The organism is Streptomyces sp. BA2, from assembly GCF_009769735.1.
Taxonomy (GTDB): domain Bacteria; phylum Actinomycetota; class Actinomycetes; order Streptomycetales; family Streptomycetaceae; genus Streptomyces.
The window spans coordinates 8,148,922-8,163,257 of sequence record NZ_WSRO01000002.1 but is presented as its reverse complement, the minus strand read 5'-3'; the positions used below and the strand labels follow the sequence as shown (position 1 = coordinate 8,163,257).

The following is a 14,336-nucleotide window of genomic DNA, read 5'->3' as shown; positions in this document are numbered from 1 at the left end:
GGGCCCGGGGCGCAGGGCAGGGCAGGGCAGGGCCTAGAGCCGCACCCCGGCGGCCCGGATCTGCCCGGCCAGCTCCGCCAGGTCCGCGGCGAGCAGGATGTCGGTGGGGTCGAGCGGTGTGCCGAGCAGTTCGCTGAGCCGGAACGCGGCCTGGGTGGCCACGATCGAGTTGCCGCCGAGGCTGATGAAATCGTCGGACGCTGACACGTCCGGGGTGCCGAGGAGTTCGGCCCAGACCCCGGCGATACGGGCCTCGACCGGGTCGGCCTCGAACGGGTCGACCGCGTGCGCGTCATCCGGGGGCGCGTCGGCAGGGACCGCGTCGGCGGACTGTCCGGCCGGGCCGGGGCGCTGCTCCTGGGCCGAGGCGAACGCGCCGATCAGCTCTCCGATGTGCCGCCGGTCGGCCTTGCCCGTGGAGCCGAGCGGGAGCGTGTCCAGGGTCAGCCACTGGGCGGGGACCATGTAGGAGGGCAGCTGTCCGCCGAGCCGCCGGGCGAGTTCGGCGGTGACGTCCACGCCGGATGCCGGGGCCAGACAGGCGCCGACCAGCTTGGCCGATGGCCCCTCGCCGATCTTCTCCACGAACGCGGCCTCGGTCAGGCCGGTGGCGACGGCGGCCCCCTCGATCTCCTCCAGCTCGATCCGGAAGCCGCGCAGCTTCACCTGGCGGTCGACACGGCCGATGAATTCGTATGCCCCGTCGGGTAGTTGGCGGGCCAGGTCGCCGGTGCGGTAGACGGTGCCGCGGGTGCCGTCGGATGCCTCGTACGGAACGAAGGACCGGGCGGTGCGCTCCGGTTGCCCGAGGTAGCCGGTGGCCACTCCGGGCCCGCCGACGCAGAGTTCGCCCACGCCGCCCGGGGCGACGGGGGTGAGCGCGTCGTCGAGAACGTGGATCTCCGCCGCCCGCACGGGATGGCCGATGGGAACACGGGTCCGGTCCGCCAGGGACGCCTCGGTGCAGTCGAAGTACGTGGCGAGGACGGTGGTCTCGGTGGGCCCGTACACATTGACCAGGCGTCCGGGCGGCCCCTCGGCCAGCACCCGGCGGACCGCCGGGAGCTCCAGCTGTTCGCCACCGACAAAGAGCAGCCGCAGCGAACCGAGCGCTCCGGGGGCCTCCCTGGCCACCATGTGGAACAGCGAGGTGGTCAGCAGCATTGCGCTGATGCCCTCATCGCGGATCAGCGCGGCCCAGCGCTGCAGGTCGACATCGACCACAGAGGGCAGCACCACCAGCGTGGCGCCTGCGGTGAGGGCGCCCCAGACCTCCCAAGTGGCGGCGTCGAAGGCGGGGTTGGCGACGCTGCCGACCCGGTCGTCGGCGTGCAGGTCGCCATGGACGGGCGCGGTCACCAGGTCGCGGACGGCACGGTGCGGGACGAGCACGCCCTTGGGGACGCCCGTGGAGCCCGAGGTGTAGCCGACGCAGCAGGGGGACTCCTCGTCCACCCGCACATCGGGGGCCGGGGTGTCGGCCCGGACCGCCTCCGGCACGGTGAACCGCGGAACGGCGGGGTCGGCGTCGAGCGGGCGGGAGCGCGGGGCCGGGCCCTCGCCGACGATGATGGCGCCGACCCCCGCTTCCTTGAGCACGGTCGCGGCCCGGTCGGCCGGGGCGTGTCCGTCGAGCGGGAGGTAGGCGGCGCCGGCCCGTGCGATGCCCAGCAACGCGACGGCGAGCTCGGCGCCGCGGTCCAGGTCGACGGCGACGGGGCGGCCCGGCGCGACGCCATGCGCGGCCAGCTGACCAGCTACGGCGCCCGCCCGGTACCAGAGCTCCTGATAGCTGAGCTCGACTCCGGTGAGGGCCTCACGGACCGCGACGGCGTCGGGGTTGTCGTGCAGCCGCGCCTCGACGATGCGGTGAACTCCCCCCGCACCTGGCTCCTCTGAAACTGCCGACGACGACCCCATGACTCTCCTCGTGCTCAGTACCGATTCCCCGGACGGCCCCCGGGCGACCCCCCGGCGAAATGAACACCGAGCGCCATAATTCCATTAGACGGAAAGTCGTTTCCGCAAGACGGACAGTAAGCTATGATCCGCTTCAACAATTTGTCAACGCTTCAGGAGGTAGAAATGAGCGAGGAACGCGTCGCCCTGATCACCGGATCGTCATCCGGAATTGGCGCTGCAGTTGCCCGCCGCCTTGCCGCTGAGAACATCAAGGTGGTCGTCAACTCCGCGCGCAGCGAAGCCGCGGGCAAGTCATTGGCAGCGGAACTCCCGGACGCCATATACGTCCAGGGCGATGTGTCAAAGGCGGACGACTGCCGCCGCCTCGTGGAGAGCGCCGTGAACGCCTACGGACGGCTCGACATCCTCGTCAACAACGCCGGCGCCACCCGCTTCATCCCCCTGAACGACCTGGAGGCCGCCGACGCCGACGTCTGGCGCTCCATCTTCGAGGTCAACGTCATCGGCGCCTGGCAGATGACCACGGCCGCGGTCCCCAACCTCCGGGCCAGCGGGGCGGGAGCGATCATCAACGTCTCCTCGGTCTCCGCGACCCGGGCGCTCGGCAGCTCCATCCCCTACGCGGTCAGCAAGGCCTCGCTCAACCACATGACGCGCCTGCTGTCGACCCAGCTCGGCCCGGCGATCCGGGTGAACGCCGTCGCCCCGGGGCTCATCGAGACCCCCTGGTACGACGAGGCCGAAGAGGTCTGGGACAGCTCCCGCGAGTGGATCACCGCGAACACACCACTGCGCCGGGTGGGTACGCCCGAGGACGTGGCGGAGGCGACGCTCTACCTGGCGAACGCCGCGTACACCACCGGGGACGTACTGACGGTGGACGGCGGCCGGCACGTCGTCTGAGCCGTCCGGGCAACACAAGGGATCCGCCCTTGCGGTCGCGCCGAGCGCGACCGGAGGGGCGGATCTCCGCGCTTTCAGACAGCCGTAACCAGGTATGCGTATTCAGCAGAACCGAGCACGGATTCGCCGGGCTTTCGTTTTTCCGGTAACGCGTTCACAGAATTCCCGGGGCCACCCAGGGACCGCCCAAGGACCACATCCTGCACCCACCGTTTCCCTGGACTTCCGGGATACGGACAATGCGCCACGGATGTGGAACCTGAGGAATTCTCGGCCCGCATCGGCTCAGCGCAACCCCACCGAGGATTCCTGCTCCGTGCCCGCCCCGGATTCGGCGGCGGACTCGGCCGCGGGCTCGGGCTCGGGCTCGGGCTCGGCAACCTTTTCGTTCGCGGTACCCGGTGCGCTCTCCCGGATCGCCAGAGTGAGCAGCGCACCCGCCGACATGATCGCCACGGGCAGGAACATCGTGAACTTGATGGCGGTGGTGGCATCCCCGGTCGCCAGCTGCGCCTGCAGCACGGCGCCCACGGCCGCGCTGCCGAGCAGACTGCCGCTCAGCCGGGTCGTGTTGAACACCCCGGACGCCGAACCGGCCATGTCGGGATCGATGTTCCGGAAGGCCACGACACTCGCCGGCGCAAAGCCGACGCCCATGCCGATGCCGACGCAGATCAGGCCGGGCAGCAGCACGGTCCAGCCGGAGCCGTCCTGGATGAGCGCGCCCATCAGCGCGATGCCGCCCGCGAAGAAGCCGAGGCCGGTGATCAGCACGTACTTGCCGCCGAACCGGTCGGTGAGCGTGCCCGAGTACGGCGCGATGAACACCGACACCAGCGGCGCCACAGCGACAAGGAGGCCCGCCTGGAAGGCGGAGAACTCCTGCACGTCCTGCAAGTACAGCGGCGTGAGCAGCATGACGCCACCGAGTCCGCACGGCAGCACGCAGACGACAACCGCCATGAGCGAGAAGTTGCGGTCCCGCAGCACTGCGAACGGAATCAGCGGATCCCGGCCCTGCCGCTCCCGCTCGACCAGGAAGAACGCACCGAGGGCGAGGATCCCCGCACCGGCGAGCACCGGCACGGTCACCGGACCCCACAGGCTGCCCCAGTTGTGCGCCTCGCCTTCAAGCAGCGCGTACACGATGGCCAGCATCGCGACGGCGAGGACGCTCGCGCCGAGCACATCGAGACGCTGCTTCTTGCCGGTGTCCAGCTTGGGCACGGCGAGCAGCACGAGGACCGCGCCGATGATCCCGACCGGCACATTGATGTAGAAGATCCAGCGCCAGCCGAGCGAAGCGGCGAGCAGGCCGCCGAAGGTCGGCCCGGCCGCCGCGACGATGCCCGCGAACCCGCCCCACACGCCCATCGCCTTTCCCCGCCGCTCAGCAGGGAAGATCCGCGTAATGATCACGATGGTCTGCGGAGTGAGCAGGGCGGCGCCCACACCCTGTGCGAGGCGCGCGGCGATCGCCTGCCCCGCGTCCTGGGCCATCCCACAGCCGACGGAGGAGACCGTGAACACGGCAAGGCCGACCAGGAAGACCCGGCGCGGCCCGAACATGTCGGCGAGCCGGCCGCCGATCACCAACAGGGCGGCGTACGAGAGCAGATAGGCGTTGACCACCCACAGGACCTGGTCGAGACCCGCGTCGAGGCCGGTGCCGATCTCGGCGAGGGCCACATTGACCGCGGTGGTGTCGAGCAGCACGACGGCGCTGGCGAAGCAGATGGCGAACATCGCCCACCAGGGTGTACGCATCCTCACGACGAGCCGCTCCCGAAGGCCGGGCGGCGCCGTGTTCTGCTGTCCGGCCCGCTCCCCGGTCATGCGGCCTCACCCTCCACGGCACGCACCAGGCTGCGCGGGCGCATATCCTGCCAGGTGGTCTCGATGTGGTCGACGGCGTGCTGGCGGGCCTCGGGGCCGAACTCGACGGTCCAGCCCGCCGGTACGTCGATGGTGGCGGGCCACAGGGAGCGCTGGCCCTCGTCGTTGACGAGCACCAGGTAGCTCGTGTCGGCGTTCTCGAACGGGTTTGTCTGCACTGCTGCTTCCCTCGGTTCGTTCGTGGGGGTGATCGATGAAGTGGTCGTCACGGCCGGATCCGGCCGTCAGGGGCGGTTCAGCGCCCTGCCGAGCGGCCCCGCGATCTCAGCGAGGGGGTCCGGCTGGGTCATGGCCCCGTGCGCACAGGCCACCGGGTGGTCGTCGATCCGGCCGGTGACATGGGCCCGCCAGGACTGGGCTGTCGGGTCGGCCGGTGTCTTGTCGGCCGTGGCGGTGAAGAAGAGCAGATCGCCTTCGTACAGCCGGTGTTGGGCCTCCCGGGCGAGCCGCACATGGTCGGCGAAGGCCCGGGCGAGCGCGGTCAGCCTGCTCGCGTCGAGCGCGGACAGCGGGCTTCCCTCGGCGTCGAGCAGTTCGGTCAGTTCGGCGGGGGCCAGGGTCCGGCCTTCGGCGTCCCGGGTGCGGAAGCCGAGCGAGTCGAGCATGCCGGCGAGGTCGCCCTGCTCCGGCCCGGCTGCCTGCTCCGGTCCGGCTGCCGGGGTGCCGCGGCGGCCTTGCTCGCCACCGCCGGGGTAGCTGTCCATGAGCGCCAGTACGGCGACCTGCTCGCCCTGTTCCTGCAGCTGTACGGCGATCTCCTGGGCGACACCGCCGCCGAAGGACCAGCCCAGCAGGCGGTAGGGGCCGTTGGGCTGGACCTTGCGGATCTGCGCCAGGTAGTCGGCAGCCAGCTCACCGAGGGTTCCCGCCCGGTGCTCGGGCTCGGTGATCCCGCGCGCCTGGAGCCCGTAGAGCGGGATGTCCGCGTCGAGGTGCCGCAGCAGCCCGGAGTACACCCAGCTGATACCGGCTGCCGGATGCACACAGAACAGGGGCGGCCTGCTCCCCTGTGCCCGGATGGGCAGCAGCACATCGAAGTCGTCCTCGGCTCTGCCGTGGGTGAGTTGGACAGTGAGGGTGGCGACGGTGGGGGCTTCGAAGAGGGTGCGGATGCCGAGTTCGGCGCCGAGGGCCGCTCGGATGCGGGAGACGAGGCGGGTGGCGAGGAGCGAGTGCCCACCGAGCTCGAAGAAGCTGTCGTCGATACCGACCCGGGGCAGGCCCAGGACTTCGGCGAACAGCCCGCACAGCACTTCTTCCTGAGGTGTACGCGGCGCTCGGCCGGTGCTCGCCCGGCTGAGGTCCGGCTCGGGCAGGGCCTTGCGGTCCAGCTTGCCGGAGGGTGTCAGCGGCAGCGCGTCGAGCACCATCACGGCGGCCGGGACCATATAGTCCGGCAGTTCCTCGCCGAGGCGGGCGCGTATGTCCGAGGGCTCGGCATCGGCGCCGGGCGGGGGGACGACGTAGCTGATGAGCTGCTTGATGCCGCCCGCGTCCTCGCGGACCACGACCACGGACTGGGCCACGTGCTCGTGCTTGGCCAACGCGGCTTCGATCTCGCCCAGTTCGATCCGGAAGCCCCGGATCTTCACCTGGTGGTCGACCCGGCCCAGGAACTCCAGGTTCCCGTCCGCCCGCCAGCGGGCCAGATCCCCGGTGCGGTACATCCGCGATCCGGCCGGACCATGCGGATCGGCAACGAAACGCTCAGCCGTCAGCGAGGGACGACGCAGGTAGCCGCGGGCCAGGCCCGCACCCGCGATATACAACTCACCCGCCACCCCCACCGGAACCGGCCGCAGCCCGTCATCCAGCACATAGGTACGGGTGTTCCAGATCGGACGGCCGATCGGCGGGGCGAGTTCGGCCGGGACCAGGGGATCGCTCATCGTGGCCACCACCGTCGATTCGGTCGGACCATAGACCTGCATCACCGTCCGCCCCGGCGACCACCGCTCCACCATCTCCGCCGGAAGCGCCTCACCACCCACCACAAAACCGCGCAGCGAGGGGAAGTCCCCCTCCGGCAGCGAGATCAGCATCGGAGCCACCAAATCGGTGTGCGTCACCTTGAACTCATTGATCAACCCGGCGAGTTCCTCACCCACAGCCTGCTGCCCCGGCTGCGGCACCACCAACGCCGCACCCGACGACAACGTCATGGCGATATCCGCCATCGACACATCGAAACTGATCGACACCACCAACAAGAACCGGCAGCCCACACCCAGACCAAGCCGATCCGCATGCATCCCCGCCACACTCGCCACACCCCGATGCGAAACCACCACACCCTTGGGCCGCCCCGTCGATCCCGACGTATAGATCACATACGCCGGATGCGACAGCAGGAGCGGACCAAGCCGTTCGCTGTCGGTCAGGTCGGTCTCGGCCTGACCGGCGATGACCTGCGCGGTGTCCGCGTCATCGAGGACGACGAGGGGCACATCGGCCCCGGCCTCGCGGATCTGTCCGGCCACGGCGCGCGTGGTGACCACGGCTACGGGCTGTCCGTCTTCGAGCATGTAGGCGATCCGGTCAGCCGGATACCCCGGGTCGACCGGCAGATATGCCGCACCCGTCTTCAGCACCGCCAGCCACGCCACCACCATCTCCACCGACCGCGGCAACGCCAGAGCCACAAACCGCTCCGGCCCCACACCCCGACCGATCAGATACCGCGCCAGCCGATTCGCCCGCCGATTCAACTCCCGATACGACATGGAGACTTCACCAAATACCACCGCCTCCGCACCCGGCGTCCGAACCACCTGAGCCTCAACCAACCCCGGCAAAGCACACCCCGCCACCTCACGCGACGTATCGACCCACTCCCCCAGCACCAGCCCACGCTCAACCGGCGACAACACCTCCACCGCACCCACCCGCACACCCGGATCAGCGACCAACGCCTCCACCACCCGCACCAACACCCCAACAAACCGCTCCACCGTCACCCGGTCGAACAGATCGGTGGCGTACTCGAAGGCACCCTCGAGCCCCGCGGCCCGACCTCCTTCGCCGAACCGCTCCGCGACATCAACCACCAGGTCGAAGTTGGCGGTCTCCCGGTCGAAGGCGTGCTCGGAGGCGGTCAGACCGTTGAACTCGGGCTGCTCACCAGGGGTGTTCTGCAGCACCAGAAGGATCTGGAAGAGGGGGTGCCGGGCCAGCGACCGCGACGGGTTCAGCTCCTCCACCAGACGCTCGAACGGCACATCCTGATGCGCGAACGCCGCCAGATCCGTCTCCCGCACCCGACCCAGCAACTCCGCGAACGTCGGATCCCCCGACGTATCGGTCCGCAGCACAAGGGTATTGAGGAACAACCCGACAAGGTCCTCCAGCGCCTCATCGGTACGCCCGGCCACCGGAGTACCGATCGGGATGTCGGTGCCCGCACCGAGCCGGGTCAGCGCCACGGCCAGCGCCGACTGCAGCACCATGAACGTGGTGACCCCGTGCTCCCGGGCCACCCGCCCGACCTGCTCGTGCAGAGGCGCCGGCAGGCTGAAGGGAACGGACCCGCCGCGGAAGGTCGCCCGCACCGGACGCGGCCGGTCCATCGGCAGGTCCAGCTGGTCGGGCAGCTCGGCGAGTGTGTCCCGCCAGTACGCCAACTGCCGGGCGCCCAGGCTGCTTTCATCGCTCTCGTCGCCGAGCACCGCACGCTGCCACAGTGCGAAGTCCGCGTACTGCACCGGCAGGGGCGTCCACTCCGGCGCGACCCCGACGCATTGCGCCGCGTACGCGTGCGCGAGGTCGTGCGTCAGTGGACCGAGCGACCAGCCGTCGCCCGCAATGTGATGCAGGACGAGCAACAGCACCTGCTCCTGCTCCTGCGGCCCGACGCGGAACACATGGGCGCGCAGCGGGATCTCGGTGCTCAGATCGAAGTCGAGCGCGGCTGCCGCGACCAGCGCGCGCTGTAGCCCGGACTCGGTGACCTCGGTGACGTCCAGGCGCACGGTGATCTCTTCGGCGGGCAGGATCGCCTGGTACGGCTGCCCGTGCGCCTCACCGAAGACCGTACGAAGGACCTCGTGCCGCTCCACCACATCGCCGAGTGCCGCGTACAGTGCCGGCACATCGAGGTCGCCTTTGAGGCGCAGTGCGATCGGCATGTTGTAGAAGGCGCTGTTGCCCTCCAGCTTGCCGACGAGCCAGAGCCGCTGCTGTCCGTAGGAGACGGGCGTCTGCTCGGGACGTTCGACGGGGCGCAGTGCCGGGCGTATCTCGCCCTGTGCTTCAGCGAGTTGGACGGTGAGGGTGGCGACGGTGGGGGCTTCGAAGAGGGTACGGATGCCGAGTTCGGCGCCGAGGGTCGCTCGGATGCGGGAGACGAGGCGGGTGGCGAGGAGCGAGTGCCCGCCGAGCTCGAAGAAGCTGTCGTCGATACCGACCCGGGGCAGGCCCAGGACTTCGGCGAACAGCCCGCACAGCACTTCTTCCTGAGGCGTACGTGGCGCTCGGCCGGTGCCTGCGTGGCTGAGGTCCGGCTCGGGCAGGGCCTTGCGGTCCAGCTTGCCGGAGGGTGTCAGCGGCAGCGCGTCGAGCACCATCACCGCGGCCGGGACCATATAGTCCGGCAGCCCGTCCGCCAGGGATGCCCTGACCTCGGCAGGCTCCAGAACCGCACCCGTCGCGGCAACCACATAGCCGATCAGCTGCTTGATTCCGGCCGCGTCCTCACGGACCACCACCAGCGATTGCCCCACCCCGTCGAACCGCGCCAACGCGGCTTCGATCTCGCCCAGTTCGATCCGGAAGCCCCGGATCTTCACCTGTTGGTCGACCCGGCCCAGGAACTCCAGGTTCCCGTCCGCCCGCCAGCGGGCCAGATCCCCGGTGCGGTACATCCGCGATCCGGCCGGGCCATGCGGATCGGCAACGAAACGCTCAGCCGTCAGCGAGGGACGACGCAGGTAACCGCGGGCCAGACCCGCGCCCGCGATATACAACTCACCCGCCACCCCCACCGGAACCGGCCGCAGCCTGGCATCCAGCACATAGGTACGGGTGTTCCAGATCGGACGGCCGATCGGCGGGGCAAGCTCGGCCGGGACCAGAGGGTCGCTCATCGTGGCCACCACCGTCGATTCGGTCGGACCATAGACCTGCATCACCGTCCGCCCCGGCGACCACCGCTCCACCATCTCCGCCGGAAGCGCCTCACCACCCACCACAAAACCCCGCAGCGACGGGAAGTCACCCTCCGGCAACGAGATCAGCATCGGAGCCACCAAATCGGTGTGCGTCACCTCGAATTCGGTTATCAGAGAGGCGAGTTCCTCGCCCACAGCCTGCTGCCCCGGCTGCGGCACCACCAACGCCGCACCCGACGACAACGTCATGGCGATATCCGCCATCGACACATCGAAACTGATCGACACCACCAACAAGAACCGGCAACCCACACCCAGACCCAACCGATCCGCATGCACCCCCGCCACACTCGCCACACCCCGATGCGAAACCACCACACCCTTGGGCCGCCCCGTCGACCCCGACGTATAAATCACATACGCCGGATGCGACAACAACAGCTGCTGAGCCCGCTCCTCATCGAGAACGTCGTGGTCAGCGTGGCCGCCCAGCAGGGCCGAGGTCTCAGGGTCGTCGAGAACCACAAGCGGTACCTCGGTACCGGTGTCGGCGACCTGCCCGGCGACCGCGGCCTTGGTCAGCACCACCATCGGCTGTCCGTCTTCGAGCATGTACGCGATCCGGTCAGCCGGATACCCCGGGTCCACCGGCAGATACGCCGCACCCGTCTTCAGCACCGCCAGCCACGCCACCACCATCTCCACCGACCGCGGCAACGCCAGAGCCACAAACCGCTCCGGCCCTACACCCCGACCGATCAAAAACCGCGCCAGCCGATTCGCCCGCCGATTCAACTCCCCATACGACAAGACGACTTCACCAAATACCACAGCCTCCGCACCCGGCGTCCGAACCACCTGAGCCTCAACCAGCCCAGGCAAAGCCAAACCCGCCACCTCACGCGACGTATCGACCCACTCCCCCAGCACCAGCCCACGCTCAACCGGCGACAACACCTCCACCGCACCCACCCGCACACCCGGATCAGCGACCAACGCCTCCACCACGCGCACCAACACCCCCACAAACCGCTTCACCGTCACCCGGTCGAAGAGGTCCAGCGAGAACTGCACGCTGCCTTCGAGCCCGGCCGCGGCTCCCTCGGCACCGAAGCGCTCGACCACGTCGACGACCAGGTCGAAGGTGGCGGAACCGGAGTCGATCTCTTCCATGCGGGCGGTCAGACCCGGCATGTCGAGCTCGGCAAGGGGGCTCTCCTGGAAAGCGAGGAGAATCTGGAAGAGGGGGTGCCGGGCCAGCGACCGCGACGGGTTCAGCTCCTCCACCAGACGCTCGAACGGCACATCCTGATGCGCGAACGCCGCCAGATCCGTCTCCCGCACCCGCCCCAGCAACTCCGCGAACGTCGGATCCCCCGACGTATCCGTCCGCAGCACAAGGGTGTTCACAAAGAGTCCGACGAGGTCGTCGAGGGCTTCGTCGGCGCGGCCCGCGACCGGGGTGCCGATCGGGATGTCGGTGCCCGCGCCGAACCGGGTCAGCGCCACGGCCAGCGCCGACTGCAGCACCATGAATGAGGTGACCCCGTGCTCCCGGGCCGCTCCCCGGATCTGCTCATGCAAGGCGGTCGGCAGATTCAGCGGGACCGAGCCACTGCGGAACGTGGGCCGGACCGGGCGGGCCCGGTCCACCGGCAGGTCCAGCTGCTCCGGCAGGTCGGCCAGAGCCTCCCGCCAGAACACCAGCTGACGGGCACCGAGGCTGCTTCCATCGCCTTCATCGCCCTCAGCACCTTCATCGCCGAGCACCGCACGCTGCCACAGCGCGAAGTCCGCGTACTGCACCGGCAACGGCACCCATGTGGGCGCCACGCCTGCGCACCGCGCCGCATACGCCTGCGAGAGGTCCCGGCCGAGCGGCTCGAGGGACCGGCCGTCGCACGCGGCGTGATGCACCACGAGCAGCAGCACATGTGCCTGCGGACCGACGTGGAACAGCTGGGCGCGGAGCGGGATTTCAGCGCTCAGGTCGAAGCCCCGGGTGGCGGCGGCCCGCAGGGCCGCGGGCAAGGCGGCCCTGCCGACCCGGCCGCCGTCGAGCAGCGCGGGGGCAGCCTCGCCGAACGGCAGCACCACCTGGTGCGGCGCGTCGGCCCCCTCGCGGAAGACCGTGCGCAGCACCTCGTGCCGCTCCACCACATCGCCCAGCGCGGCCCGCAGTGCCGCCGTGTCGAGCGTGCCGTCGAGATGGAGGGCGAGCGGAATGCTGTAGAGCGCGCCATCCCGCTCGGCAGCGGAGCCGTCGAAGCGATTGAGGAACCACTGACTGCGCTGCTGAGCCGACAGCGGCAGCGGCCCTTCGTGCCCGGTGGCCCGGACCAGCGGCGGCACCTCGTGCCCGACACCACCGACACCACCGACACCACCGGCCCCGCCACCGGTGCCACCGACGAGCGGGGCAAGACCGCGCACCGTCGGTGCGCCGAACAGCGCGGCCACCGTGGGCGCACTGCCGTGCTCCTTGCGCACGGCACGCAGCAGTCGGACGGCCAGCAGGGAGTCGCCGCCCAGTGCGAAGAAGTCGTCGTCGACGCCGACTTGGGGCAGTCGCAGCGTCTCGGCGAACAGCCCGCAGAGCAGCTCTTCCTGGGGCGTACGCGGCGTACGCGGCGCGCGCCCGGAGCCGGCCGGGCGGCTCGCACCCGGCTCCGGCAGGGCCCCGCGGTCGAGCTTGCCGTTGGCGGTGAGCGGCAGCCGGTCGAGCAGGACCACGGCGGACGGCACCATGTAGGCGGGCAGCCCTGCCGCGGCGTGTTCGCGCAGCGCGGCGCCGGTCACGCCATCGCGGGCCGGTACCGCATAGCCGACGAGGCGCTTGCTGCCCGGGATGTCCTCGCGTACGACGACGGCGGCATCGGCCACGTCCGGGTGCCCGGCGAGCACCGCTTCGATCTCGCCCGGCTCGATACGGAAGCCGCGGATCTTGACCTGCTGGTCGGCGCGCCCGAAGTACTCCAATTGTCCGTCGGCGGTGCGCCGGGCCAGGTCGCCCGACCGGTACATCCGGCTGCCGCTCTCACCGAAGTACGCGGCGAACGGGTCCGCGACGAACCGCTCGGCAGTCAGCGCGGGCCGGCCCAGATAGCCGCGGGCGACACCTGCCCCGGCGACGTACATCTCACCCGTGACACCCGGCGGTACCGGCCGCAACTCCTCGTCGAGAACGTAGACGCGCAGGTCGGGGATGTTCACGCCGATGCCGCTCGACGTGCTCGCGGCGGCCGCCGCACGGTCGAGGGCGACATACGAGACATGCACCGTGGTCTCGGTGATGCCGTACATGTTGACCAGGGTGGGCGTGTCGTCCGCGTGCCGCTCGTACCAGTCGGCGAGCCGGGCGGGTTCGAGGGCCTCACCGCCGAACACGACGTAGCGCAGGGCCAGTTCACCGGCCGGATGCTCGTGGTCGGCGGCGGCCAGCTGGTAGAACGCGGACGGCGTCTGGTTGAGGACGGTGACCTGCTCGCGGGCCAGCAGGGCGCGGAAGTCCGCGGGGTCGCGGCCGGTCAGATACGGCACCACCACGAGCCGCCCGCCGTGCAGCAGGGCGCCCCAGAGCTCCCACACCGAGAAGTCGAAGGCGTAGGAGTGGAAGAGGGTCCACACATCCCGCTCGTCGAAGCCGAACCAGTGCTCGGTCGCCGAGAACAGCCGGGTCGCGTTGTGGTGGGTGACGGGGACGCCCTTGGGGCGGCCGGTGGAGCCCGAGGTGTAGATGACGTACGCCATGTCCTCGGCGTGCAGCGGCCGGGCGCGATCCGCGTCGGTGAGTTCCTCCGGGCTGTACGCGGCGTGGTCCGAGCCGTCCACCAGGATCGCGGGCAGTGCGTTGGCGGGCAGTCCGGGAGCCGTCGCCGTGTCGGTGAGCAGCGCGGCGGGGGCGGCGTCCTGAAGCATGTGGGCCACGCGGTCGGCCGGGTAGTCCGGGTCCATCGGCAGATACGCGGCGCCCGAGGCGGTGACCGCGAGCAGGCCGACGACCAGGTCGAGGGAGCGGGGCAGGGCCAGGGCCACCAGCTGGCCGGGCCCGATGCCGCGCTCGGCAAGGAGGCGGGCCAGGCGGTTCGCCCGGGCGGCCACTTCGGCGTAGGTCAGCGCGTCGGTGCCGCAGCTGACGGCGGTGCGGTCCGGGTGGGCGCGGACGGTCTCCGCGAAGAGCGCGGGCAGCGTGGCGTCGGCCGGCTCCGGGCGGGCGGCGCCTGCCGCTCCGCCGTTCCACTCGACGATGGCGCGGTACTCGTCCTCGTTGAGGCTCTTCGACATGTCCCGGTACTCCTTCGCGGACGACGCCCGCGCAACGTCTCGTTGTCGTCTGTTCATTCGTCTGCTGCCGGGCCGCGGCGCTGCGGCACGAGCGGGGGGGGCCACCTGCGGATCCGCCGGCGTCAGCGGCTGCCGCGGGTTTCGTACGACGCGGCGGCACAGGGCGCCACGTCCTGACGCGGGCGACTCGGCACGACGGCGTGCTGTTCAGGGCACCGGACAGTC

At 70.3% G+C, this 14,336-nt stretch carries 5 protein-coding genes; 1 reads left to right on the top strand and 4 read right to left on the bottom strand.

Annotated features, from left to right (window positions below; all coding sequences use genetic code 11):
* Positions 1–33: 33 nt before the first annotated feature.
* Positions 34–1,920 (bottom strand): non-ribosomal peptide synthetase, encoded by a 1,887-nt coding sequence (locus tag E5671_RS39175; RefSeq protein ID WP_160508970.1) that lies wholly within the window; start codon positions 1,918–1,920, stop codon positions 34–36.
* A gap of 165 nt (positions 1,921–2,085) precedes the next feature.
* Here E5671_RS39175 and E5671_RS39170 point away from each other — a divergent pair, with 165 nt between their 5' ends.
* Positions 2,086–2,826 carry an SDR family NAD(P)-dependent oxidoreductase gene (locus tag E5671_RS39170; RefSeq protein ID WP_160508969.1) on the top strand — a complete coding sequence of 247 codons (741 nt, stop codon included), beginning with the start codon at positions 2,086–2,088 and terminating at the stop codon, positions 2,824–2,826.
* Between the two features lie 285 nt (positions 2,827–3,111).
* On the opposite strand, the gene E5671_RS39165 is transcribed toward E5671_RS39170, so the two are convergent.
* From E5671_RS39165 to E5671_RS39155, 3 genes are all read right to left on the bottom strand, one after another.
* Positions 3,112–4,662, bottom strand: coding sequence for an MFS transporter (locus E5671_RS39165; protein ID WP_160508968.1), 1,551 nt, complete (start codon positions 4,660–4,662; stop codon positions 3,112–3,114).
* On the bottom strand, positions 4,659–4,880 hold the full coding sequence (locus tag E5671_RS39160; RefSeq protein WP_160508967.1) for an MbtH family NRPS accessory protein: 222 nt from the start codon (positions 4,878–4,880) through the stop codon (positions 4,659–4,661). Before E5671_RS39160 ends, E5671_RS39165 begins: the two co-directional genes overlap by 4 nt.
* Before the next feature lie 66 nt (positions 4,881–4,946).
* Positions 4,947–14,168: an amino acid adenylation domain-containing protein gene (locus E5671_RS39155; protein ID WP_443032761.1), complete on the bottom strand. Its 9,222-nt coding sequence runs from the start codon at positions 14,166–14,168 to the stop codon at positions 4,947–4,949.
* Between the last annotated feature and the right edge of the window lie 168 nt (positions 14,169–14,336).